Annotated in this window: 23 protein-coding genes; 5 read left to right on the top strand and 18 right to left on the bottom strand. The window is 63.1% G+C overall.

Features of this window, described 5'->3' with window-relative positions; translation table 11 throughout:
* The first annotated feature begins 85 nt into the window (after window positions 1–85).
* The 3 genes from QZY67_RS05380 to QZY67_RS05370 all read left to right on the top strand — a co-directional run bounded on the left by QZY67_RS05380 (window position 86) and on the right by QZY67_RS05370 (window position 2,466).
* Window positions 86–592 carry an RNA polymerase sigma factor gene (locus QZY67_RS05380; RefSeq protein WP_295368898.1) on the top strand — a complete coding sequence of 169 codons (507 nt, stop codon included), beginning with the start codon at window positions 86–88 and terminating at the stop codon, window positions 590–592.
* Between the two features lie 15 nt (window positions 593–607).
* A complete protein-coding gene (locus tag QZY67_RS05375) occupies window positions 608–1,411 on the top strand; it encodes a hypothetical protein (RefSeq protein WP_295368897.1) in 804 nt (267 codons plus the stop codon).
* Between the two features lie 185 nt (window positions 1,412–1,596).
* Window positions 1,597–2,466: a DegV family protein gene (locus tag QZY67_RS05370; RefSeq protein ID WP_294531661.1), complete on the top strand. Its 870-nt coding sequence runs from the start codon at window positions 1,597–1,599 to the stop codon at window positions 2,464–2,466.
* A 55-nt stretch (window positions 2,467–2,521) separates the two neighbouring features.
* Here the strand turns inward: QZY67_RS05370 and QZY67_RS05365 are convergent, their stop codons facing one another.
* The 8 genes from QZY67_RS05365 to QZY67_RS05330 form a co-directional block, all read right to left on the bottom strand.
* A complete protein-coding gene (locus tag QZY67_RS05365) occupies window positions 2,522–2,905 on the bottom strand; it encodes a GNAT family N-acetyltransferase (RefSeq protein ID WP_295368896.1) in 384 nt (127 codons plus the stop codon).
* 5 nt (window positions 2,906–2,910) lie between these two features.
* Window positions 2,911–3,846, bottom strand: a complete 936-nt coding sequence (locus tag QZY67_RS05360) for a GNAT family N-acetyltransferase (protein ID WP_295368895.1) — start codon at window positions 3,844–3,846, stop codon at window positions 2,911–2,913.
* A gap of 233 nt (window positions 3,847–4,079) precedes the next feature.
* Complete coding sequence (locus QZY67_RS05355) at window positions 4,080–5,882, bottom strand: ABC transporter ATP-binding protein (protein ID WP_366448943.1); 1,803 nt, start codon at window positions 5,880–5,882, stop codon at window positions 4,080–4,082.
* A 41-nt stretch (window positions 5,883–5,923) separates the two neighbouring features.
* Window positions 5,924–8,068, bottom strand: coding sequence for an ABC transporter ATP-binding protein (locus QZY67_RS05350; protein WP_295368891.1), 2,145 nt, complete (start codon window positions 8,066–8,068; stop codon window positions 5,924–5,926).
* Window positions 8,062–8,526, bottom strand: a complete 465-nt coding sequence (locus QZY67_RS05345) for a MarR family transcriptional regulator (protein ID WP_295368890.1) — start codon at window positions 8,524–8,526, stop codon at window positions 8,062–8,064. The genes QZY67_RS05350 and QZY67_RS05345 overlap by 7 nt, the downstream gene beginning before the upstream one ends.
* A gap of 252 nt (window positions 8,527–8,778) precedes the next feature.
* Window positions 8,779–10,188: a cysteine--tRNA ligase gene (gene cysS, locus QZY67_RS05340; protein ID WP_295368889.1), complete on the bottom strand. Its 1,410-nt coding sequence runs from the start codon at window positions 10,186–10,188 to the stop codon at window positions 8,779–8,781.
* A 19-nt stretch (window positions 10,189–10,207) separates the two neighbouring features.
* Complete coding sequence (gene epsC / locus QZY67_RS05335) at window positions 10,208–10,858, bottom strand: serine O-acetyltransferase EpsC (protein ID WP_295368888.1); 651 nt, start codon at window positions 10,856–10,858, stop codon at window positions 10,208–10,210.
* A 419-nt stretch (window positions 10,859–11,277) separates the two neighbouring features.
* Window positions 11,278–11,421 (bottom strand): hypothetical protein, encoded by a 144-nt coding sequence (locus QZY67_RS05330; protein WP_295368911.1) that lies wholly within the window; start codon window positions 11,419–11,421, stop codon window positions 11,278–11,280.
* A 226-nt stretch (window positions 11,422–11,647) separates the two neighbouring features.
* On the opposite strand from QZY67_RS05330, the gene QZY67_RS05325 reads away from it, so the two are divergent.
* A complete protein-coding gene (locus QZY67_RS05325; protein WP_295368887.1) occupies window positions 11,648–12,136 on the top strand; it encodes a hypothetical protein in 489 nt (162 codons plus the stop codon).
* 53 nt (window positions 12,137–12,189) lie between these two features.
* Here QZY67_RS05325 and pgsA read toward each other — a convergent pair whose 3' ends face one another.
* From pgsA to QZY67_RS05275, 10 genes are all read right to left on the bottom strand, one after another.
* Entirely contained in the window at window positions 12,190–12,717 is a 528-nt protein-coding gene (pgsA, locus tag QZY67_RS05320) for a CDP-diacylglycerol--glycerol-3-phosphate 3-phosphatidyltransferase (RefSeq protein WP_294531642.1), read from the bottom strand.
* 3 nt (window positions 12,718–12,720) lie between these two features.
* Window positions 12,721–14,070, bottom strand: coding sequence for a 30S ribosomal protein S12 methylthiotransferase RimO (gene rimO, locus QZY67_RS05315; RefSeq protein ID WP_295368886.1), 1,350 nt, complete (start codon window positions 14,068–14,070; stop codon window positions 12,721–12,723).
* Between the two features lie 106 nt (window positions 14,071–14,176).
* Window positions 14,177–14,398: a helix-turn-helix transcriptional regulator gene (locus QZY67_RS05310; protein WP_295368885.1), complete on the bottom strand. Its 222-nt coding sequence runs from the start codon at window positions 14,396–14,398 to the stop codon at window positions 14,177–14,179.
* An 8-nt stretch (window positions 14,399–14,406) separates the two neighbouring features.
* Window positions 14,407–15,051: a regulatory protein RecX gene (locus QZY67_RS05305; RefSeq protein WP_295368884.1), complete on the bottom strand. Its 645-nt coding sequence runs from the start codon at window positions 15,049–15,051 to the stop codon at window positions 14,407–14,409.
* Window positions 15,038–16,150, bottom strand: a complete 1,113-nt coding sequence (gene recA / locus QZY67_RS05300; RefSeq protein WP_295368883.1) for a recombinase RecA — start codon at window positions 16,148–16,150, stop codon at window positions 15,038–15,040. The genes QZY67_RS05305 and recA overlap by 14 nt, the downstream gene beginning before the upstream one ends.
* A gap of 46 nt (window positions 16,151–16,196) precedes the next feature.
* On the bottom strand, window positions 16,197–17,060 hold the full coding sequence (prmC, locus tag QZY67_RS05295) for a peptide chain release factor N(5)-glutamine methyltransferase (protein ID WP_294531635.1): 864 nt from the start codon (window positions 17,058–17,060) through the stop codon (window positions 16,197–16,199).
* Window positions 17,061–17,365: 305 nt separating this feature from the next.
* The gene (locus tag QZY67_RS05290; protein WP_295368882.1) at window positions 17,366–18,346 is read right to left on the bottom strand and encodes a DUF1385 domain-containing protein; all 981 of its coding nucleotides are present in this window, start codon (window positions 18,344–18,346) and stop codon (window positions 17,366–17,368) included.
* A 74-nt stretch (window positions 18,347–18,420) separates the two neighbouring features.
* Window positions 18,421–19,851 carry a HAMP domain-containing sensor histidine kinase gene (locus tag QZY67_RS05285; protein ID WP_295368881.1) on the bottom strand — a complete coding sequence of 477 codons (1,431 nt, stop codon included), beginning with the start codon at window positions 19,849–19,851 and terminating at the stop codon, window positions 18,421–18,423.
* 29 nt (window positions 19,852–19,880) lie between these two features.
* Window positions 19,881–20,567, bottom strand: a complete 687-nt coding sequence (locus tag QZY67_RS05280; protein WP_294531630.1) for a response regulator transcription factor — start codon at window positions 20,565–20,567, stop codon at window positions 19,881–19,883.
* A 25-nt stretch (window positions 20,568–20,592) separates the two neighbouring features.
* Window positions 20,593–21,951: a hypothetical protein gene (locus QZY67_RS05275; RefSeq protein ID WP_295368880.1), complete on the bottom strand. Its 1,359-nt coding sequence runs from the start codon at window positions 21,949–21,951 to the stop codon at window positions 20,593–20,595.
* A 209-nt stretch (window positions 21,952–22,160) separates the two neighbouring features.
* On the opposite strand from QZY67_RS05275, the gene cdd reads away from it, so the two are divergent.
* Window positions 22,161–22,565 (top strand): cytidine deaminase, encoded by a 405-nt coding sequence (cdd, locus tag QZY67_RS05270; RefSeq protein ID WP_295368879.1) that lies wholly within the window; start codon window positions 22,161–22,163, stop codon window positions 22,563–22,565.
* The last annotated feature ends 219 nt before the right edge of the window (window positions 22,566–22,784 follow it).

Genomic DNA, 22,784 nt, shown 5'->3' with positions numbered 1-22,784 from the left:
CCCGGCGGGCCGGAATTTTTCTCTTTTTCCCCGAATAAAACCTGGCTTCTTTTCGTCATAGAGAATAGGAAGGGAGGCGCGGCCCATGACAGAACATCAGCTCAACAGTCTGTTCTCTGCGCTGCGGGCTGGGGACCGGGACGCCTTCCGGTCCCTCTACGACGCCCTGTCCCCGCCGGTCTACACTGTGCTGCTCCGGCTGGTGGGGGACCGGCAGAGTGCGGAGGACCTGCTCCAGGAGACCTTTCTCAGGCTCTACCGTACGCCGCCTGGCCCGGAGGTGTCCCGCCCCAGGGCATGGGTCTTTCAGGTGGCCCACAACCTGGCGGTAGACCATCTCCGCACCCACAGGGCCGCCCTCCCGCTGGAGGACGGCAGCCTGCCCGTACCCCAGCCCGACCTGGATCTGGGGCTGGATGTGGAGGCCGCATTAAACAGGCTCTCCCAGGAGGACCGTTTACTGGTGAGCCTGCACCTCAACGGCGGGCTCCGCTTCCGGGAGTGCGCCCGTCTGCTGGGCATTCCTCTGGGCACGGCCCTGCGGCGCTACCACACCGCTATCGGGCGGGTGCGGGACTATCTGAACGGATGACGAATGGAGGTAACCATGAAACTGCGCTGTATGTTTCTCTCACTGCTCCTTCTGGCGGCGCTGGCTTTGCCCGCCGCCGGCGCGGAGGCACAGACAGATATCCCGGCCTCCGCACTGGCCCTGGTGGACCGCTGGGAGGATGAGGGATACCCGGATACGGTGGGCGGCGTCTGGGTGGATGAGACCTCCAGCTCCGTCGTTGTAGCGGTGGTGGACGGTGATCAGTCCGCCATAGACTCCATCATTGCCGCTGCGGGCAGCGCCGACGGTCTGGCCTTCGCCTCCTGCCGCTGGTCCCGCGCCCAGCTGCTGGAGGTCCATGGCGCCCTCGCCCAGCTGGTAGGCGTGGAGGGCAGTCCGGTCATTGCTGTGGGGCTGGGCACCCGGGGCAATGACTTCAGTGTCAGCGGGCAACCCTGCGTCCACGTCACCATCACCACCCTGGACAGCCAGGAGGCGGCGGAAGTCTGTGCCGACCGTATCCAGGAGGAATACGGCGACATGGTGGAGCTGTCGGTAGGCCCTCATCAGATTTCCTTTACCACCGGCATGGACGCCCCCGCTCTCCCTCAGCCTCTCATTCCCAACCGGCAGTCCCAGCCCAATCTCACCTGGTACCTTCTCCCTCTCCTGTTCCTGCTGGTGCTGTTCCTGGCCTTTCCTCTGCGCCGGATGCTGCTCCAGCCTGCCGGGCGGCCGCCGGTGAAAGGCGGCACCCGTCCCATGACCCGCCGCCGGGCTGTCCGTGCCGTGCGGGAGAGCTGCGCGCTGCCCAGCGGGAAAGTCTGGACCTCCATTCAGCAGGAGCTGGAGTTCTAAATGCCTTTTTATCCATTTTGAATTTTTGCATGATAAATATACGATTTATATTTGTCCCCTCTTTATTTCCTTAATTTTTCCGTCTCCGGACTTCCGTCCTTGCGGCCTGGGAATTCTGACTGTATAATAGTGACGGAATTGTATTTGTGCGGCGGGCGCCGCACGGGAAATAAAGGAGTGTTATGATGAGCGGCTATCAGATCATCACCGACGCCACTGCGGATCTGACCGAGGCCTGGGCCAATCAGATTGGCGTGGAGATTATCCCAATGGAGTGCCAGCTGGGCGGCACACCCTACACCTTCGGCCCCGGAGGCAACATTACCGGCGAGGAATTCTTTGCCGGTATGCGGGCGGGCAAGATGGGCTCCACGTCCCAGATCAACCCCACCGTCTATGAAGAGCACTTTACCCGCTGCCTGGACCAGGGGCTGGACGTACTGTACATCTGCTTCTCCTCCGGCCTGTCGGGCACCATCCAGGCGGCGAAGCTCTGCATGGAGGACCTGCGGGAGAAGTACCCCGACCGAAAGCTGATCTGCGTGGACTCTCTGGCCGCCTCCGCCGGCGAGGGCCTGCTGGTGACCGGAGCCGCCGCTCAGAAGGCCGCCGGGCTGAGCCTGGAGGAGCTGGCCGCCTGGGTGGAGGACCACAAGCAGAACGTGGCCCACTGGTTCACGGTGGAGGACCTGAACCACCTGCGCCGGGGCGGGCGCATCTCCGCCGCCACCGCCGTGGTGGGCTCCGCCCTCCAGATTAAGCCGGTGATGCACTGCGACAGCGAGGGCCACCTGACCAACACCGCCAAGGCCCGGGGCCGCAAGAACTCCCTGCTGGCCCTCATTGACCACATGGATAAGGACTGGACGCCTGAGCTGAGCCGTCAGGTGTTCATCTGCCACGGCGACTGTCTCTCCGACGCCGAGTTCCTGAAGGCCGCCGTTCTGGAGCGGCACCCCGACGCGGAGATCACCATGTTCCACATGGGCCCCATCATCGGCGCCCATACCGGTCCCGGCGTCATGGCCCTGTTCTTCTGGGGCGCCGGCCGGTAACCGGCAGAGCAAAAGCAACGGCAAATCCCAGTGGGATTTGCCGTTGCTTTTCATTTTACCTGCCGGGCATCCGTATAAAGGCGCAGCAGCCCACGCCGGCCGCCGCTGTAAAGCCGCAGGCGCGATAGAAGGCGGCTCGCTCAGGGATATCGTCCGTCATCAGCACGGTCTGATAGATGGACGGGTACTGTGCAAGCATGGCTTGCAGCAGCGTTCTGCCCACGCCTTTCCGCTGGTGCTCCGGGGCAACCAGGATATCCTGTATGTAGAGAATGGACACTCCGTCGCCCACGGCCCGGATAAGTCCAATCAGCTCATCCTGCACGAAAGCCCCCAGCACCAGCAGGGACCCGGCAAAGGCCGCCTTCAGCATGGCGGGGTCGTCGGCATAGACTGCCCAGCCCACGCTTTTGTACAGGCGCAGAACCTCCGCCTCCATGCCGGTCAGTCTCCGCCCGCCGGATATGCGCAGGTCCTTCCCAAAGGGACATGGAACCCGAGGGCCTGGTACATCTGCTCATCGCAGGGCGCGCAGGTGACGCTCAGGCTTGCCACGCCGTTTTCCCTGCACCACTTCTGCGCCGCCTCCGCCAGCATCCGGGCAATGCCCCTTCCACGAAAGACCGGCTCAATATAGAAGTCCTCAAAGGTGCCCACATCCCCGCAGGCAAAGGTGGAAAAGGCAGTCGCCACGCTGCACATCCCCACGGCCCGGTAGCCCCGCTTTGCAAGGAAGTATGTGATTTCCCCGTTGGAAACCGCCTGCTCCAGGCGGCGTTTCTTCTCTTCCGTGAGCACGTCCTCCCCGATTTCACAGAGGAATCCGTTCTCCAGCTTTTTCAGCTGCCAGTCTCCGCCGTCGGTCAGGCACTCGACATGGATCGGCAGCTCCTCCTCCGGCGGCAGCAGCATCAGAGGCATGCCCCACTCGTCCGCTCCGTTTCTCCGGAAGCCCAGCCGTTCCCAGAAGCGCTGGCGCTGGGGCGTGTCATAGTTGAGCTCCACATAGGCGGCCCCCATGGACCTGGCCCAGTCCAAAAAGTGCTCTCCGCATTTTGTCCCGGTGCCGTTTCCCCGGAATTCCGGGAATACGCAGAACTCACACAGAAAGCACTTGCCGTCCTCCGTGTGGTACAGCACCGGCAGCGCCAGGCCGATGTCTACCCCGTTCCGGCTCAGCAGCAGGTAATAGCAGCGGTCCTGCTGCCGCTGATGAAGCGCGTCCATATGGCTGCGGTACTGGTCGTCCAGGAAATGGGCCTTCTCCCCGCTGTCCGGGTCGGGAAAGATATCCCGGCTGAAGTAGGCCCGGAGCTGCGCCCAGAAGAATGCAATTTCCTGTTTGGTAACAGCTTCCCGGATGGTGATTTCGTCTTTCATTTCTTCTCCTCCAAACATCAATTGGAGGGTTAGGAAGCGTGAACCCTCCATACACGATTCATCTTCATAAACGACCATCCCTTCCCTGTTGTAATTTGCACCGCCGGCCCATCTGTGCGGCCCGTGCGTAACAGATACAGTTTACCATCCCCGCAGGAGCAAATCAACCTGTGAAAAAACAGGCGGTACCCGGCTTTTTCTGCCGGGTACCGCCTGTTTACTGTTTTTACTGTTTACCCTACGTCCTCGAACTGCGCGTTGTACAGGCCGGCATAGAATCCGCCCTTGGCCAGCAGCTGTTCATGGCTGCCCTGCTCCACGATGTCGCCGTCCTTCATCACCAGGATAAGGTCGGCGTTCTTGATGGTGGAGAGCCGGTGGGCGATGACAAAGCTGGTGCGGCCCTTCATCAGGTTGGCCATGGCATCCTGGATGAGATGCTCGGTGCGGGTATCCACCGAGGAGGTGGCCTCGTCCAGAATCATGATCTTGTTGTCGGCCAGGATGGCCCGTGCAATGGTCAGGAGCTGCTTCTGGCCCTGGGAGATGTTGGTTGCGTCCTCGTTGAGCTCCATCTGGTAGGCCCCGGGGAGGGTCTGGATGAAGTGGTGGACGTGGGCGGCCTTGGCGGCGGCGATGACCTCCTCATCGCTGGCGTCCAGGCGGCCGTAGCGGATGTTCTCCATGATGGTGCCCTTGAACAGCCAGGTGTCCTGGAGCACCATGCCGAAGGCCTCCCGCAGGTCAGCCCGGCGGAAGTCCCGCACGTCGCGGCCGTCCACCCGGATGGCGCCGGAGTTGACGTCGTAGAACCGCATGAGCAGCTTGACCATGGTGGTCTTGCCCGCGCCGGTGGGGCCCACGATGGCCACCATCTGGCCGGGCTCCACGTGGGCGGAGAAGTCGTTGATGATGATCTTGTCAGGATTGTAGCCGAAGTGGACGTGGTCGAAGTCCACGCCGCCCTTCACGCCGGCCAGGGAGGCGGGCTGGGCGGGGTCGGGGGTCTCCTCCTCCTCGTCCAGGAACTCAAAGACCCGCTCGGCGGCGGCGGCCATGGACTGGAGCATGTTGGAGACCTGGGCGATCTGTGTAATGGGCTGGGTGAAGTTCTTCACGTACTGGATGAAGGCCTGGATGTCGCCCACCATGATGACGCCGGACACAGCCAGCATGCTGCCGGACACAGCCACGGCCACATAGCCCAGGTTGCCCACAAAGTTCATGATGGGCTGCATCATGCCGGAGAAGAACTGGCTCTTCCAGGCGGACTGGAACAGGATGCGGTTGGTCTCGTCGAACTTGGCCTTGACGGTCTCCTCCTGGTTGAAGGCCCGGATGACATTGTGGCCGGAGTAGCACTCCTCCACCTGGCCGTTGATATGGCCCAGGTACTCCTGCTGGGCCTTGAAGTACTTCTGGGAGTGCTTCACCACCACGCTGATGAGGAGCATGGACACGGGCAGGATGATGACGGCGATGAGGGTCATCAGGGGGCTGATGGTGAGCATCATGATGAACACGCCGATGATCATGGTCACCGAGGTGATAAGCTGGGTGATGCTCTGGTTGAGGCTCTGGCCCATGGTGTCCACGTCGTTGGTGATGCGGGAGAGAACCTCGCCCACGGTGCGGGACTCAAAGTACTTCATGGGCATGCGGTTGATTTTCTCCGAGATATCCCGGCGCATGCGGTAGGCCATCTTCTGGGCGATGCCGCTCATAATCCAGCCCTGGATGGAGCTGAAGACGGCGGCGATGAGGTACATGCCCAGGAGGAAGAGGAGGATCTGGGCGATGCGGCCGAAGTCGATGCCGCCGGTGCCGTTGATTTTGGCCACCAGGCCGTTGAAGAGCTCAGTGGTGGCGTTGCCCAGGATCTTGGGGCCGAAGATATTGAACACGGTGGAGCCCGCCGCGAAGAGAAGCACAAAGAACAGTCCGATCTTGTACCGGCCCATGTAGGCCAGGAGCTTGCCGATGGTACCCTTGAAGTCCTTGGCCTTCTCGCCGCCCCGCATGCCGCCGTGCCCCATGGGACCCCGGCGGGGCGCGCTATGACTCTGTCTGGTTTCGCTCATGCTCCCTCACCTCCCAACTCAGCCGCGGAGAGCTGGCTTCTTGCGATTTCCTGATAGGTGGGACAATGCTTCATCAGCTCCTCGTGGGTGCCGATGCCGGCGATCCTGCCCTCGTCCAGCACCACGATCTGGTCGGCGTGGAGGATGGTGGAGATCCGCTGGGCCACGATGATGACGGTGGCGTCCTTTACCTTCTCGTTGAGGGCCCGGCGGAGGACCACGTCGGTCTTGTAGTCCAGGGCGGAGAAGGAGTCGTCAAAGAGGAACACTTTGGGGTTCTTTGCGATGGCCCGGGCGATGGACAGCCGCTGCTTCTGGCCGCCGGACACGTTGGTGCCGCCCTGGGCGATGGGGGTATGGTAGCCCTCTGGCTTGGAGTCGATGAACTCCCTGGCCTGGGCGATCTCCGCCGCCTCCTCCATGGCCTGGTCGGTGATGTCCGCGCCGCCGAACTTCAGGTTGGACTCAATGTCGCCGGAGAAGAGCACCCCCTTCTGGGGCACATAGCCCAGCAGCGCGTGGAGCTTGTGCTGGGACAGGTCCCGGATGTCCACGCCGTCCATGGTGATGCGGCCGTAACTCACATCGAAGAACCGGGGGATCAGGTTGAGCAGGGTGGACTTGCCCGAGCCGGTGGAGCCGATGATGGCGGTGGTCTGGCCGGGCCTGGCGGTGAAGGTGATGTGCTCCAGCACGTCGGCGCCCGCGTCGGGGTAGCGGAAGGACACGTCCTCAAAGGCCACCACGCCCTGCCACTGCTCCTTGGAATTGTCCTTTACCTTCCGCTTGTCCCGGATGACCGGCTTGGTCTGGAGCACCTCATTGATGCGCCCGGCGGCCACGCTGGCCCGGGGCAGGAAGATGGCGATCATGGCGATCATGAGGAAGGCCATGACAATCTGCATGGTGTAGGTGATGAAGGCGATCATATCGCCCACCTGCATGGTGCCCGCGTCGATGCCGTGGCCGCCGTTCCAGACAATCAGGATGGACACGCCGTTCATCAGCAGCATCATCATGGGCATCATAAAGGTCATCACCCGGTTGGTGAACAGCTGGGTCTTTTTCAGGTCCAGGTTGGCCAGGTCAAAGCGCTTCTCCTCGTGCTTCTCCCGGCTGAAGGCCCGGATCACCGGCAGGCCGGTGAGGATCTCACGGGAGACCAGGTTCATCTTGTCCACCAGGGTCTGCATCCGCTTGAACTTGGGCAGGGCCAGGCCCATCAGCAGGGCCACCAGCGCCAGGGCGGAGGCCACGGCCACGGCGATGATCCACTCCATGCCGGTGTGGGTGGCGGCCACCTTGATGATGCCGCCGATGCCGATGATGGGGGCGTAGATGACGATGCGCAGCATGAGCACCACCACCATCTGCACCTGCTGGATGTCGTTGGTGGAGCGGGTGATGAGGGACGCGGTGGAGAACTTGTCAATCTCGGTGTTGGAGAAGGACATGACGGTCTTGAACACATCGCCCCGCAGGCTCATGCCCAGCTGGGCGGCGGTGCGGGAGGCCAGCAGGCCCACCAGGATGGCAGTGACCGCCATCAGCAGGGAGATGCCCAGCATCCTGCCGCCGGTGGAGAGGAGATAGTTCATCTGGATCTGGTCCAGATCCAGGCCCATGGCGGCGTATTCCTCCTTGACAAAGAGGAGGGCCCTCTGCTCCACAATCATATCCGACTGGGCGCCCAGCTTCTCGATGGCCTGACCGGCCATGGCCTCCATCTGCTCCATGGTCATCTGGCCGGACTCCACCATGGCCTTGACGGCGGCGGCGTCCATGCCCTGCTCCTCCGCGGCGGAGAGCATCAGCATGGGCATGCCGAACACCTCGTCCAGCTCCTCCAGGGTGCTCTCCCCCACCTTGCCCAGATACCAGATGCCGTCCTGGAGGTCATAGGCGTGGTCCACCTTGCTCCAGCCGTCCTCGTCCATAAAGAGCTTCAGGCCCTCCATGGTCTCGTCCCGCAGCTGGTCGGGGGCGGCGTGCTCAATGCCGCCCTGCTGGATGCCCACGTCCACAATGTCCGATGTGTACTGGGGCAGGCTCAGGTCGCACCAGGCCTGCACCACCAGCAGGAGCACAATGGCCAGAACCTGCCATTTCACCTGCTTGAGATAGCGTATCAATTTCAGCACTGCTCTGTCTCCTTTGCTCGTTCGTCCTCCAGAATGTCGGAGAACCGGTTCCACAGGTCGATCATGGTCTGGACGTTCTCCAGGCCCATTCTATCCACAACCCGGTCCAGAAATGTGGAGAGCCGCTCCGTGGTCCTCCGCCAGGCCGCCTCTCCCCCTTCGGTGAGGGTGATGTAGGTGTTGCGCCGGTCGTTCCGGTCAACCCGCCGTTCAATCAGGCCCTTCTCCTCCATGGTCCGCAGCATCCGGGACGCCCCCGGCGGCGAGACCCGGGCGCGCTGGGCCAGCTCCCGGACGTGCATCCCCTCGGGGTGGGTCTTCAGGTGCTCCCGCAGCATGGACAGCCCGAAGAACTCCCCCTGGGTCAGGCCCTCCATCTCAACAATCTGCCCGGTGTTTGCCTTTCCGAACCGGTGCAGCGCCCGGAACAGGGCCCGCTCCGTCTCTCTGTGTTCCAATTTTTCACCAGCTTTCCTTGCTAACTGTTAACGTTGTTATTATTTAATTACGTTATCATATCATACGCGCACAGCCCAATTCTGTCAACCGCATTTTGCACAAAAAAATCTATCCTCAGCCCTATTTCCTTTTCTGCTGCGCAACTGCATGGCAAAACCATCTGCCGCCGGATCTTTTATGTCAACGGCAGGCATACAGAAGCCCCCGGGACTGCGTGCACAGTCCAGGGGGCAAAGCTGCTCTGTTTCGTTTTAGATCCGCTTCCACTCCACGCCGTTGGGAGTGTCCTTGATCTCCACGCCCATGGCCTTGAGTTGGTCACGGATGGCGTCGGCCTGGGCCCAGTTCTTCTCCTTCTTGGCCTGGGAGCGCTGGGCGATGAGGGCCTCGATCTCCTCGGCGCCCTCCACGGGGGCGGTCTCCTTCTCCTTCAGGGCGGCGGCCCGGCCCAGCAGGTCCAGCCCCAGCACCTGGTCGAAATCGGCGATGATGGCCCGCTTGGTGGCGTCGCTGACATCGGCCTTGAGGGCGTCGTACACGGCGGTGACGCCCAGAGAGGTGTTCAGGTCGTTGCCCACGGCCTCGATGAAGGCGGCCCTGGCGGCGGCCACGGCGGCCTGGTCCACGTCCCCGTCCCCGCTCAGGGCGGCCACGCGGCTCACCAGCTTGTCGTAGGCGGCCCGGGCGTTGTCCAGGTTCTCCCAGGAGAACACCAGGCCCTTGCGGTAGTGGGACTGGAGGCAGAACAGGCGGTAGACCAGGGGATCGTAGCCCTTCTCCTCCAGCAGGGACACGGTGAGGAACTCGCCCTTGGACTTGCTCATCTTGCCGTTGCTGGTGTTCAGGTGGTGGACGTGCATCCAGTACCTGCACCAGGGGTGGCCCAGGTAGGCCTCGGACTGGGCGATCTCGTTGGTGTGGTGGGGGAAGGCGTTGTCAATGCCGCCGCAGTGGATGTCCAGGTACTCACCCAGGTACTTCATGGAGATGCAGGAGCACTCGATGTGCCAGCCGGGGTAGCCCACGCCCCAGGGGGAGTCCCACTTGAGAGCCTGGTCCTCAAACTTGCTCTTGGTGAACCACAGGACAAAGTCGGCCTTGTTGCGCTTGTTCTGGTCCTCCTCCACGCTGTCCCGGACGCCCACGGCCAGGTTCTCCTCGTCGTGGTCGTTGAAGACGTAGTACTGCTTGAGCTTGGAGGTGTCGAAGTAGATGTTGCCGCCGGCGGGGTAGGCGTAGCCCTTGTCCAGCAGGCTGGAGATGACCTTGATATAGTCGTCGATCATGCCGGTGGCGGGCTGGACCACGTCGGGGTACTTGATGTTCAGTTTTTTGCAGTCGGAGAAGAAGGCGTCGGTGTAGAACTTGGCGATCTCCATGACGGTCTTGTGCTCCCGCTGGGCGCCCTTGACCATCTTGTCCTCGCCGGTGTCGGCGTCGGAGGCCAGGTGGCCCACGTCGGTGATGTTCATGACCCGGGTGACGTCGTACCCGTCGTACCGGAGGAACTTCTCCAGCACGTCCTCCATGATATAGGAGCGCAGATTGCCGATGTGGGCGAAGTGGTACACCGTGGGGCCGCAGGTGTACATGGACACCTTGCCGGGCTCATGGGGGACAAACTCCTCCTTGGTGTGGGACAGGGAATTGTAGAGCTTCATATTTTAAAATCTCCTTGTTTTAAAGATTTCCGTTTTTGGCCTGCTGGTCAATGAACTGCTCCAGCCACTCCAGCCGGGAGGACAGGGCCTGCAGCTCCTTGTGCACCGGGTCGGTGACGTGGATCTGATCCACCCGGGAGGCGTAGTCCACCCGCTCGCCGGCGATGCGCACCACCCGGGCGGGCACGCCCACGGCGGTGGCGTCGGGCGGGATCTCGGTGAGCACCACGGCGTTGGCCGCGATGCGGGAGTTGTCCCCCACCTTGAAGGGCCCCAGCACCTTGGCTCCGGCGGACACCATCACGTTGTTGCCCAGGGTGGGGTGGCGCTTGCCGTGGTCCTTGCCGGTGCCGCCCAGGGTGACGCCGTGGTAGATGAGGCAGTCGTCCCCAATCTCGGCGGTCTCGCCGATGACGATGCCCATGCCGTGGTCGATGACCAGCCTGCGGCCGATCTTGGCGCCCGGGTGGATCTCGATGCCGGTCCAGCACCGGCTCCACTGGGACACGCACCGGGCCAGGAAGAAGAGCCTGTGCCGGTAGAGCCAGTGGGCGATGCGGTGGTAGATGACGGCGTGGACGCCGGGGTAGAGCAGAAATATCTCCAGGCGGCTGCGGGCCGCCGGGTCACGGGCCTGATAGGCCCGCAGGGTCTCGCCGAGTCTGGTCATGGAATACCTCCTGTCCATCCGCCTGTCCGGCGGGAGATAAAAGAAAACGCCTCCTGTGCCCGAAGGGGCACAAGAGGCGATTCAAAACCGCGGTTCCACTCTCGTTTCTCACTCAAAGGCCGATGACGGGGCCAGCCGGAGGGCGTCTGCATCCCTCTCGCTCCCGGACGCACTTCGCGCGGGGTTCCCGCGGGACCGCTCTCAGCCGGTGACGGTCCCTCTCTGGCCGGTAAGGCCTGCGCTACTCTTTCCGTTCCTCGCGATATTCTATTGTTATAGTATATTATCACGGGGCCTGTCCGGTGTCAAGGGCGGCATTCTCCCTCAGATCAGAACGTATTTGAGCACAAAGAGGGCGGCCAGCACATACATGGCGGGGCTGACCTCCCGGCGGCTCTTCCGGCCGGAGGCGGCGTGGATCACCACATAGGAGATAACGCCCAGAGCAGAATATAGGCCATGGTCACAAATGTGGTAATGCCCGCCATAACCTCAGTCCGTACTGTGGTGTTCTGCTCCCGGAGATGAAATATCCGCTCCAAAAGGCCTCCCTGTGTCTGCATCTCCCCTGCTCCTCCCTGCTGATGGATAATGGTCTTTTCTTCCAACAAGCATTAGTATAGCATGGCAGCTGGCAGATTTCCAGCCTGCGGCACTTGAAGCCTCCCCCTCTTTATGGTATACTGAAGCCAGAGAAAGGGCCGCCCGCCGCTCTGTCGTCCGGGAAGTCAGACGATAAAAGAATCGGCCCGTTTCCATTGCAACTGTTTTGAGAAAGAAGTGTGTGATATGGCATTGATCCGCTGCCCTGAGTGCGGCAGGGAGATCTCCGACCTCTCCTCCGCCTGTGTCCACTGCGGCTATCCCCTGTCCCAGCTGCCCGACGACGCCCCCGCCTGCTCCCTGGTGCTGCTGGACGCCCAGCCGGGAGAGAAGATGGTGCTCCAGAACCTCTGCCGGGATTTCCACATGTCTCAGGCCGAGGCGGAGCAGTGCGCGGCCAATCTCCCCGCCGTCCTTCTCAAGGGCGTGCCCGCCGCCAAGGCCTACGAGGCCGCCAGGAACTCCTTCTCCGGCTGCGGGCTGGTCAAGGTGGTGCGGGACAGCGACACCAGAAGCCCGGAAGCCATCTTCCACGCCGCGCCTGTGGCGGACAACCAGACCATCCGCCGCGTGCGCCCCCTCACCTTCTGGTCCACGGTGGGCGCCATCCTCACCGCCTTTGCTCTGTGGTGGCTGATCAGCCTGGTCCTCTCCGCCATTGTGAACTCCCTTTAATCTGCCATATGAAAACTCCGGCCGCTCATCAGAGCGGCCGGAGTTTTCATATGTCACATGTTCTTCCAGTCCATAACGTCCCGGTTTTTGATAAAGTACTCCGCGCCGGAGTAGAGGGTGGTGAGGACGATGACGGCCATGACCACCGTGTCCACCACCGGGTGGGGGAACAGAAACATGACGCAGATGCCCACCATGGTGGAGGCGGTCTTAATCTTGCCGGACCAGGCGGCGGCGATCACCCTGCCCCGCTCCACGGCGATGAGCCGCAGGGCGGTGACGGCGAACTCCCGGGCGATGACAATCAGCAGGGCCCAGGCGGGGAAGCGGCCGGTCTCCACGAACCACAGCATGGCCGCCATGACCAGCAGCTTGTCGGCCAGGGGGTCCATAAACTTGCCGAAGTCAGTGACCTGATTATAGTGGCGGGCGATGTACCCGTCCACAAAGTCGGTGACGCTGGCCAGGATAAAGATGGCCAGGGCCACATACTGGCTGAAGGGGAAGCCCAGATAGAGCACCACCAGGAACAGCGGGATCATGATCACCCGGCTGAGGGTGAGCTTGTTGGCCGTATTCATCCCTTACGCCTCCTCGATCTCGCCCATCAGGTCGCCGTCCTCGGTACCGGTGATGCGCACGTTGACAAAGGTACCGGCGGGCACCAGCCCGGCGGCGGTGAAGAACACCTTGCCGTCCACGTCGGGAGAATCGGCGTAGGAACGGCCGGCATAGCAGCCCATGTCGGGGTCAAAGCCCTCGCAGAGCACCTCCAGGGTCTCGCCCAGGCGGCTCTCGTTGAAGGCGTCCATCACCCGGGACTGGATGTCCACCAGCAGCTCCACCCGGCGGGCAGCGGTGTCAGGGTCCACCTGGTCGGGCATGACGGCGGCGGGGGTGCCCTCCTCGGGGGAGAACTGGAAGATACCCGCCCGCTCGATGCGGACCTGGCGCAGGAAGTCACACAGCTCCTCGAACTCCGCCTCGCCCTCGCCGGGCAGGCCGGCGATGAGGGAGGTGCGCAGCACCAGGCCGGGAATCCGCGCCCGCAGCTTGTCCAGCAGGGAGAGGATCTCCGCCTTGGTGCCCCGGCGGTTCATGGCGCGGAGCAGCTTGTCGTTGATATGCTGGAGGGGGATGTCGATATACTTGAGGATCTTGGGCTCGCTGGCGATGACCTCGATGAGGTCGTCGTCCAGCTCGTCGGGGTACAGGTAGTGCAGCCGCACCCAGTGGAAGGGCAGCTTGCACAGCTCTTTGAGCAGCTCGCCCAGCATCCGCTTCTTATAGAGGTCGGTGCCGTAGCGGGTGATGTCCTGGGCGATGACAATGATCTCCTTTACGCCCCGGCCGGCCAGCTCCTTTGCCTCGGCGAGCAGGGACTCCATGGTCCGGCTGCGGTAGCGGCCCCGGAGGTAGGGGATGATGCAGTAGGAGCAGCGGTTGTCGCAGCCCTCTGCAATCTTCAGGTAGGCGGTGTAGGCGGGGGTGGACACCATCCGGGCGCCGTCCTCCACGGTGTGGTCGATGTCGCCGAAGAAGGTGGGCTGGTCCCCCTCCATAACGGACTCCACGGCGGGGACGATGTCGGTGTAGCTGCCGGTGCCCAGCACGCCGTCCACCTCGGGCATCTCCTCCATCAGCTCGTCCCTGTACCGCTGGGACAGGCAGCCTGTCACCAGCAGCTTGCCCAGGGCGCCCCTGCTCTTCAGCCCGGCCAGCTCCAGAATATTGTCAATGGCCTCGCTCTTGGCCGAGTCAATAAAGCCGCAGGTGTTGAGGACGGCCACGTCGGCCCCCTCCGGGTTGGACACCACCTCATAGCCCGCGTCCCGGCACAGGGCCATCATCTGCTCGGTATTCACCAGATTCTTGGCGCAGCCAAGGGAAACAAACGCAATTTTATACTGATTCACAGCGTGTAACTCCTTCATCTGAACGTGAAGTACAGGATATCACGAATCCATTGGTTTGTAAAGTTATACTGAATAACGATTTTCTCCCCTAAAGAGCCGCTCTCCGTCTCTGCTCCGATTTTTCTTACTTTTCCGCGTCCTTCAGCCCCAGCAGGTAATCTGTGGAGACCCCAAAATAGCGGGCCAGGGCGATCAGCTTTTCAATGGTGGTGGAGCGGGCGCCGCTCTCGATGGTGCTGATGGCCTTGTGCGACAGGCCGACGGCCTTTCCCAGCTTCTCCTGGCTGATTCCTCTGGCCTTGCGCAGTTCAAACACCCGTTTTGCAAAAATGTCGTTGTATTCCATCTTACAATCTAGAAGAACTCCTCTTCGTCTCCGCCGTACCGGCTCAGGGCGGCGCGGATGTCCTCCCAGCGGTAGCCCCTTCGGGCCAGGGCGGCGGACAGCTTGCCCAGGGTCTCCCGGTCGGGGGTACGGCCCATGAGCTTGCGGCGGATAAAGGCGTCCATGCCCTCCGCCGGGTCCTGAACCTCCTCCAGGGCCTGATCCCAGAGCTCCCGGGGCACCCCCCGCTTCCACAGCTCGTCCCGCAGCTTCCGCTCCCCGTAGCCCTTGACCGCGTAATGCCTGGCTACGGTGCGGGCGTACTCGGCGTCGTTGAGGTAGCCCAGCTCCTCCAGACGGTTGGCGGCCTCCTCGGCCAGCTCCTCGGGGATGGGCTCCTTCTCCTTGTCGCGGGGACGGGCGGTGAGCTTGTCCACCAGCTCCTTCCGGGACATGGGCCTTCCGGACAGGAGCCGCAGGGCTTTTTCCTTCACCTCGCCCCGGCGGACGGCCTCCTCCAGCTGTTCCCGCAGTTCTTCGGTCAGCTCCATGCCGGAGTACAGCCCGAAACAGGCCACCTCGTTCTCGGTCACCCGCAGGATGGTCCCGTCCTCCAGATGGCACAGCCACCGGCCCTGAATCCGCTGTGAGGGCAGGAGCTTAGTTATCCTCATCCTCGAAGTCCTCGGCGGACACGTCCACCGCGCGGCCGGCGGCACGGGCGGCGGCCTTGGCCTGGCTGGGCATCAGCTTGTAGGCGTCCCGGCGGATGTCGGCCTCCAGCTTCTCAGCCACCTCCGGGTTGTCCCGCAGGAACTGCTTGGCCGCGTCCCGGCCCTGGCCCAGGCGCATGTCGCCCATGGCGAACCAGGAGCCGCTCTTCTGCACCAGGTCCAGCTTGACGCCCAGGTCGATGAGCTCGCCGATTTTGGAGATGCCCTCGCCGTACATGATGTCGAACTCGGCCTCCCGGAAGGGGGGCGCCACCTTGTTCTTCACCACCTTGGCCCGGGTGCGGTTGCCGATGACCTCGGAGCCGCTCTTGAGGGCCTCGGTGCGGCGCACGTCAATGCGGACGGAGGAGTAGAACTTCAGGGCCCGGCCGCCGGTGGTGACCTCCGGGTTGCCGTACACCACGCCCACCTTCTCCCGCAGCTGGTTGATGAAGATGACGATGCAGTTGGTCTTGGCGATGGAGCCGGCCAGCTTGCGCAGGGCCTGGCTCATGAGGCGGGCCAGCAGGCCCACGTGGGAGTCGCCCATGTCGCCCTCAATCTCCGCCCGGGGGGTGAGGGCGGCCACCGAGTCCACCACCACCACGTCGATGGCGCCGGAGCGGACCAGGGCCTCGCAGATCTCCAGGCCCTGCTCGCCGGTGTCGGGCTGGGAGATGAGCATGGAGTCGATGTCCACGCCCAGGGCCCGGGCGTAGGTGGGGTCCAGGGCGTGCTCGGCGTCGATAAAGGCCACCTCGCCGCCCCGCTTCTGGGCCTCGGCGGCCACGTGGAGGGCCAGGGTGGTCTTACCGGAGGACTCAGGCCCGTAGATCTCAATGATGCGTCCCTTGGGCAGGCCGCCGATGCCCAGGGCCAGGTCCAGGGACAGGGAGCCGGTGGGGATGGCCTCCACCACGATGCCGGCGTTGTCCCCCAGGCGCATGATGGAGCCCTTGCCGTAGGCCCGCTCAATCTGGGCCATGGCGGTCTCCAGGGCCTTTTTCTTGTCGGCGGCGGGCGCCGCGCTCTCCACGGTGGACTTTTTCTTGTCTGCCATGTTTGTATATCATCCTTTCAGCGGGCGGCCGTCCGCCCCGGTGTTGTTATTGGTTGGCCGTCCCCTTCACCACGCGCCAGATGCCGCCGGTGTCCTGGAAGGTCTCGATGTCCTCGTAGCCGCAGCGGGAGAGAATCTGCTCCACGCCGGAGGCCTGGCCGATGCCCACCTCAAAGAGGAGGACGCCCCCCAGCCGCAGGGCGGTGCGCCACTTCTCCGCGATGTCCCGGTAGAAGTCCAGGCCGTCATCGCCGCCGTCCAGGGCCAGGCGGGGCTCGTAGTCCCGGACAGAGGGGTCCAGGCCGTCAATGTCCCCGGTGGGGATGTAGGGCGGGTTGCAGGCGATGACGTCAAAGTCCCACAGCATGGCGGGAGGCGCCTGCCGGGCGTCCGCCTGGACGCAGGTCACCCGGGCGTTGAGGTCGTTGCGCCGGATGTTCTGCCGGCAGATTTTCAGCGCCTCCTCGGACACGTCGGCCAGCACGGCCCGGCAATTGGGGGCATTGGCGGCCACCGCCAGTCCCACGCAGCCGCTGCCGGCGCATAAATCCAGCACTCTGGCCCCTTCCCCGGCGGCCCGTGCGGCCAGAATGGCCTGCTCGGCCAGCACCTCGGTGTCCGCCCGGGGGATGAGCACGCCCCGGGAGATGTCCAGGGGCAGGCCGTAGAACTCCCACTCGCCGATGAGGTAGGCCACCGGCTCCCCCGCCAGGCGGCGGTTCATCAGGTCCTCCACCTTGGCCTCCACCTCGTCGGAGGCGTAGAGGGACATATCCCGGAAAAACTGCTCCCTGTTCTTGCCCGCCGCAAAGCAGACCAGCTCCCTGGCCTCCAGCTGGGCGGCCTCTACACCGGCCGCCTTCAGCTTCTGCCGGGCGTCCAGATAGAGATTGTTATAGGTTGTCGCCACACACACTCACACACCTGTCTGCGTTTTCTCTCTTTCTTTGTCACGCTTCGCCTGTTCGCGACGGGCGGCTTCCCTGCGTCTCGGGCTTGAAACAGGTCCGCTTCGCGGCCCTTCGGTTTCGCGCCCTCGCTCCGGTCCATCCGCCCTGCTCACGACGGCTCAGCGCTTCTCCCCTGTCACGCCTCGCACCCTCCGCGACGGCACACTGCTCACCGCTCCGCCGAAAATGCCGCCGGCTCCGCCGGCCTGTTTTTCGGTCTGCGCGGTTCGCTGTGCGCCTGCTCCCGGGCGCTCAGCGCTTCTTTTTACCAGGCGTCTTTTCCCTTCACGCTGGGCAGCACCAAGGTCAGGGAGCGGATGCCCACCTCGATCATGGAGTCGTCCGGCTCAAAGGTGGTGAAGTTCTGCATCCACAGCCCCGGGGCCCGGACGGCCCGGCAGATGATATTGTCGTGGGCGCCCACGAAGCGGTTGATCTCATACGTAATGCCCACCACGACGGGCAGCATCAGCAGATGCAGGCCCATGCGGGCAAAGGTGTTGGTCACCTCGATGAAGGAAAACACCACGCTGGACACCAGGATGGCCACCACAATGACCACAAAGAGGAAGCTGGTGCCGCAGCGGGGGTGGTGCCGGGGCTGGGCCCGGACGTTCTCCACCGTCAGGGGCAGGCCCTTTTCGTAGCAGAAGATGGTCTTGTGCTCGGCCCCGTGGTAGGAGAACACCCGGCGGATGTCCTTCATGCGGGAGCAGAGGATGAGGTAGCCCATAAAGATGACCACCCGGACCACGCCCTCCAGCAGGTTGCGCAGCCACATGGGCATGCCGCCGGCCAGAACCCCGCCGGCGCCCACCAGAGCGGTGGGCAGCAGAATGAAGAGGCCCACGGAGAAGGCGACGCCCAGAATCACCGCCAGGGTGACAAAGAAGCCGGCGGCCTTCTCGCTGCCCAGGCGCTCTTCCAGCCACAGCTCGAACCTGGACGGCTCCTCCTCTTCCTCTTCGTCCTCGGGGAAGAAGGAGGCGGAGTACATGAGGGCCTTCACGCCGTTGGCCATGGAGGAGCCGAAGTTGAAGATGCCCCGGATAAAGGGCAGACCCAGGATGGGGTGCTTGTCCTTGATGAGGACCCGGTCGTCCACCTTCTCCTCCAGCTGGCCGTCGGGCTTGCGGACCACAATGGCCCGCTTCTCGGGGCCCATCATCATGATGCCCTCGATGAGCGCCTGCCCGCCGATCATGGTCTTGAAGGGGGTGGCGCAGGATTTGTGTTCATTTGACATGGGGTTGTGTTTCTCCTTTTGTTGCCTTTTGTATTGTATCAGACCGGCGGCCTGATTGCAAGAAAAATTAGAACCTATGTTCCAATCGGCAGATGGATGGTGACGATACAGCCGCCCCCCTCGGCGTTGCCGATGTCCAGGGTGCCGTTGTGGCGGGTGATAATCTCGTCGCACACCGCCAGGCCGATGCCGCTGCCTCTGGCCTTGGAGGAGCCCTTGTAGAACTTGTACTTCACGTGGGGCAGCTCCTCCTCGGGAATGCCGGGGCCGTAATCCCGGATGGTGATAATGATCTCCTCCCCCTCCCGGCGGATGGCGGTGTCGATGCGCTTGCCGCTGCCGCCGTGCTTGGCGGCGTTGTCGAAGAGGTTGGAGAACACCTGCCGCAGCCGCTCCGGGTCGGCCTCAATGGTGGGAAACTCCTCTTCGGTGTCCTCGTAGTTGAGGATAATCCCCTCCTTGCGGAAGAACTCCTTGTAGGTGTACACCGCGTCCTCCAGCTCGGCCTTGATGTCCACCGGCTCAATGGACAGGGTGAACCGGCCGTCCTCAATGCGTGAGAACTCCAGCAGCTCCTCCACCATGTTGGTCAGCCGTCTGGCCTCGGAGACGATGATGCTCATGCCCTTGCGCACGTCCTCGGCGTCCCGCACCTCGCCGTTCTGGATGGTTTCGGCCCAGCCGTTGATGGCGGTGAGGGGGGTGCGCAGCTCGTGGGAGACCGAGGCGATAAACTCGCTCTTGAGCTTCTCGGACTGCTTGATTTTCAGGGACATGTCGTTGATGGTGTCGGTCAGGTCTCCGATCTCGTCGTCGAACTTCTTCTCGATCTGGATGCCGTAGCTGCCGGCGGCAATGCGCTTGGCGGTCTCGGTGATGCTGGCCACCGGCTCCACAATGGAGCGGACAAAGTACAGGTTGGAGAAATAGACCAGGGCCAGGATCAGGGCGCCGATGAGCAGGGCGATAATGACAATCATGGTCATCTGCCGGTCCACCAGCCGCAGGGAGGTGACCATCCGGGCCACGGCCACCACCTGGCCGTTGATGACCAGGGGGCTGGACACGGCCATGATGTGCTCGCCGGTCTGGGGGTCGTTGCCCGTCCAGGAGACGGTGTCCACCGTCTCAATGGCGCCGGAGATATCGGGGGTGTCCGGCTTGGTGCCGGCGGTGAGGCCGTACCGGTCGTCGTTGCCATAGCTGGATACCTGGACGGTGCCGTTTTCCGCGTTGATGAACTGGACCTGAATGCCGTCCTGGTCGGAGAACCGGTTGGACACATAGTCCTGGGCGTACTGGAGGTACTCGGTCTCGGTGTGGGCGGTGCTCTGGCTGACGGCGCTCTCCGCCTTGCCCTTGAGCTCGGAGCTCATGCTGGAGTAGTAGTAGCCCGCCAGGGCCACCGAGAAGGCGGTCACCGCCAGCAGGACGATGAGCAGCACCACGCTGATGGAGTTGACCATCCAGCGCTTGCGGATGCCCTTGAATTTGTTGGATTTCATGTGTGGCTGTTCCCCCCGGATTCCCTCTCTCAGAAGCCCCATTTATATCCGTAGCCCCACACGGTGGTGATGTAGGCGGGGTTCTGGGGGTCGTCCTCGATTTTGATGCGCAGGCGGCGGATATTCACGTCCACAATCTTCAGCTCACCGAAGTAGTCCCTGCCCCAGACGGTGTCCAGAATCTCCTCCCGGGAGAGAGCCTGACCCGGCTTCTCCATAAAGAGCTTCACGATGGCGTACTCCACCGGGGTCAGCTTGACCCGCTGGCCGTTCTTCTCCAGGGTCTGGTTGCGGGTGTTGAGAAGGAAGGGGGGCTGGGAGATCTCCCCGCTGCTCTCCTTCTCCGCGCCGCCGGTGCGGCGGTAGAGCGCGTCGATGCGGGCGGTCAGCTCCGCCGGGGAGAATGGCTTGGTCACATAGTCGTCGGCGCCGGTCATCAATCCGGTGACCTTGTCCATCTCCTGAGTGCGGGCGGTGAGCATGATGATGCCGATCTGGCTGTCGCTGGCCCGGATGCGGCGGCAGACCTCAAAGCCGTCCATGTCGGGCAGCATAATGTCCAGTAGCGCCACCTTGATGTCCGGGTTGCGGCGCAGCTGGGCCAGGGCCTCCTCGCCTGTCTCGGCCTCGATGGCCTCGTAGCCGGCCCGCTTGAGATTGATGACCACAAAACTGCGGATGTTGGATTCATCCTCCAGCACAAGTACCTTTTTCATGTTCCTGCCTCCTTTTTGTCCTGCGTTACCAGTCCGTTGTGCTCTGCTTGAACAGCTCCTGCACGCCCGCCGCATCCAGTCCGCAGTCCCAGGCGCCGGTCTTGAGCTCGGCAGAATAGATGGTATTCTCGTCGGCGGTGAGGGTAAACCGCTCCCCCATGCGGGATCGGGTGTACCGGTTGGGTCCGGTCAGCTTGTAGATGGTGAGGAAGGTCTCTGCCTCCTGCTCCTCCCCGGTCCACAGGGAGAAGGCGGTGGCCTTCTCGCCGATGGTGGAGTACTGGCTGACGGTGATCTTGTTCTCCCACCAGTCGGGGAGGATGAAGTACCAGCCGTCGTCAAAGTTGTGGTAGGTGGTGAACACCGGCGCGCCCGCCCCGCTCAGCTCATACTGAACCCAGGTGTACAGGGTTTCCGCCGTGGTGGAGCCGCCGCTGGAGATGAGGGGCACGGGCATGGGGATCTCCAGGAAATTGTCGTCGTTGATGTCAGTGGGCATGGCGTCGTCCTTGGAGCGGCGGGTGGAGTTGCTCACGCCCACGCCGCTGCCCGCCTCGCTGCTCTCCAGGGTGATGTTCTCCAGCGCCCCGTTCCGCCAGGCGAAGATGTCGGTGACCACGCCCTCCCCCTGGTAGGAGGTGATAAAGAGTCCGGGGACGGTGGTGTTGCCCTCGGCGTTCCCCCGGAGGTAGCCGGTCTGGACGCCGTCGGTCACAATACCGGTGACGCCCTGGGACAGCATGGGGCTGCACCGGAGCACCATGTCGTTTTCCTCGGCGTCGTAGAACTCCACCCGGCTCTTGCCCTCGATGGTGTCCAGCCGCACCACGGCAATCTCCTTCCGGTTGTCCATGTCCAGGTCCTGGAGCTCAAAGCTGGTGTACCCGGTGCGGAGCAGCTCGGTGGCCTGGTAGCGCTCGATGGAGTATACCGACAGGACATAGGCGTTGCCGCTCACCAGCCAGCTCACCACCAGCTCCTTGCCCGGGCCGCCGCTCAGGTCCTCGTAGCTGATGGAGTTGATGGCGGAGCCCTCCCCCTCGATGACGGCGCCCAGCTCGTAGCCGTCGCCGGTGAGGCGGAAGATATAGATCTTCAGGGGCTTGTCGTCGTTGGCGCCGCTGACCCGGAAGAAGGCCAGCGCCTCCATCACCCCGTCCCCATCCAGGTCCTGGAGCTGGACGGGCTGGTTGTTGGCGCCCATAATGGGGGCGGCATACTCGGCGCCGGCGCCGGTGGTGACCTCTTCAATTTTCTCCTGCAGGTTCTGGTACTCCTCGGGCAGCTTGGGCAGGGTGAACAGCTCGTCCACCGAGCGGAAGCAGCCGGTGAGGGTCCCCAGCAGCAGGGCCGCGACAGCAAACAGCAGGCATGTTTTCTTCATTTTGAAACCCTCCGGGGGCAGAATGTGTCCCGCTCCGGGGCGGCGCGGAACCCGCCGGACACCGGAACGAAGCAGCAGAGTATTCAGAGGATATCATATCACATTTCCCTGTTGTTTGGTATGGTAATTTGTAAATTTTATGCCGCCTGACCCTGTGGTTGACTTTTCCCCGCCCCGTAGGATAAAATGAATCAAAGGAGGCATGCCCTATGACCGATCGAGAACTGGTAGAACTGGCCTTTACCATGCTGGAGCGCTCCTATGTGCCCTACTCCGGCTTTCCCGTGGGCGCGGCGCTGGAGTGCGCCGGCGGCGCGGTATTCACCGGCTGCAACGTGGAAAACGCGGCCTACGGCTCCACCATCTGCGCCGAGCGCACCGCCGTCGTCAAGGCGGTGAGCGAGGGCCATCGGGACGACTGGCAGCGCATCGCCGTGGTGGGCAATTCGGCGGACTACTGCTGGCCCTGCGGCGCCTGCCGGCAGATGCTCTATGAGTTTGCCCCCGACCTGACGGTGCTGGTGGCCCGGGGGGACCACGCATTTGTCAAGCTGCCCCTGAAGGAGCTGCTGCCCCACGGCTTCGGCCCCAAGTCCCTGACCACGGAGAACTGAGAGAACCAAAACGGCAAAACAGCCCGGCGCGAAATGCTTCGCGCCGGGCTGTTCAGCGTGTCGAAAAACCTCAGTTTAAAAGGACCCGCCTGAACTGGGGCGGGGGAGCGCGAGGGGGCGGCCGCCCGCCTCGCGTGGAATCGAATGCCCCGCAATGCCTTGCCGCGCAAGGCTTGCGGCGAGCGGAGCGAGGACTTTTGCGCCGCTGTGCGGCGCGAA

It is taken from the genome of uncultured Pseudoflavonifractor sp., from assembly GCA_904419835.1.
Lineage (GTDB): Bacteria > Bacillota > Clostridia > Oscillospirales > Oscillospiraceae > Pseudoflavonifractor.
Note: the sequence above shows the minus strand (reverse complement) of the source record. Positions and strands in the feature narration are given on the sequence as shown.

Bases quoted from the DNA above. Each gene is read 5' to 3' on its own strand.
- QZY67_RS05325 (WP_295368887.1), top strand. From the start codon at position 11,648: ATGGCATTGATCCGCTGCCCTGAGTGCGGCAGGGAGATCTCCGACCTC.
- cysS (WP_295368889.1), bottom strand. From the start codon at position 10,188: ATGAAGCTCTACAATTCCCTGTCCCACACCAAGGAGGAGTTTGTCCCC.
- QZY67_RS05355 (WP_366448943.1), bottom strand. From the start codon at position 5,882: ATGGGGCACGGCGGCATGCGGGGCGGCGAGAAGGCCAAGGACTTCAAG.
- recA (WP_295368883.1), bottom strand. From the start codon at position 16,150: ATGGCAGACAAGAAAAAGTCCACCGTGGAGAGCGCGGCGCCCGCCGCC.
- QZY67_RS05380 (WP_295368898.1), top strand. From the start codon at position 86: ATGACAGAACATCAGCTCAACAGTCTGTTCTCTGCGCTGCGGGCTGGG.
- QZY67_RS05285 (WP_295368881.1), bottom strand. From the start codon at position 19,851: ATGAAATCCAACAAATTCAAGGGCATCCGCAAGCGCTGGATGGTCAAC.
- pgsA (WP_294531642.1), bottom strand. From the start codon at position 12,717: ATGAATACGGCCAACAAGCTCACCCTCAGCCGGGTGATCATGATCCCG.
- cdd (WP_295368879.1), top strand. From the start codon at position 22,161: ATGACCGATCGAGAACTGGTAGAACTGGCCTTTACCATGCTGGAGCGC.
- QZY67_RS05275 (WP_295368880.1), bottom strand. From the start codon at position 21,951: ATGAAGAAAACATGCCTGCTGTTTGCTGTCGCGGCCCTGCTGCTGGGG.
- QZY67_RS05280 (WP_294531630.1), bottom strand. From the start codon at position 20,567: ATGAAAAAGGTACTTGTGCTGGAGGATGAATCCAACATCCGCAGTTTT.
- QZY67_RS05370 (WP_294531661.1), top strand. From the start codon at position 1,597: ATGAGCGGCTATCAGATCATCACCGACGCCACTGCGGATCTGACCGAG.
- QZY67_RS05360 (WP_295368895.1), bottom strand. From the start codon at position 3,846: ATGAAAGACGAAATCACCATCCGGGAAGCTGTTACCAAACAGGAAATT.
- rimO (WP_295368886.1), bottom strand. From the start codon at position 14,070: ATGAAGGAGTTACACGCTGTGAATCAGTATAAAATTGCGTTTGTTTCC.
- QZY67_RS05290 (WP_295368882.1), bottom strand. From the start codon at position 18,346: ATGTCAAATGAACACAAATCCTGCGCCACCCCCTTCAAGACCATGATC.
- QZY67_RS05365 (WP_295368896.1), bottom strand. From the start codon at position 2,905: ATGGAGGCGGAGGTTCTGCGCCTGTACAAAAGCGTGGGCTGGGCAGTC.
- QZY67_RS05375 (WP_295368897.1), top strand. From the start codon at position 608: ATGAAACTGCGCTGTATGTTTCTCTCACTGCTCCTTCTGGCGGCGCTG.
- QZY67_RS05310 (WP_295368885.1), bottom strand. From the start codon at position 14,398: ATGGAATACAACGACATTTTTGCAAAACGGGTGTTTGAACTGCGCAAG.
- QZY67_RS05305 (WP_295368884.1), bottom strand. From the start codon at position 15,051: ATGAGGATAACTAAGCTCCTGCCCTCACAGCGGATTCAGGGCCGGTGG.
- epsC (WP_295368888.1), bottom strand. From the start codon at position 10,858: ATGACCAGACTCGGCGAGACCCTGCGGGCCTATCAGGCCCGTGACCCG.
- QZY67_RS05330 (WP_295368911.1), bottom strand. From the start codon at position 11,421: ATGCAGACACAGGGAGGCCTTTTGGAGCGGATATTTCATCTCCGGGAG.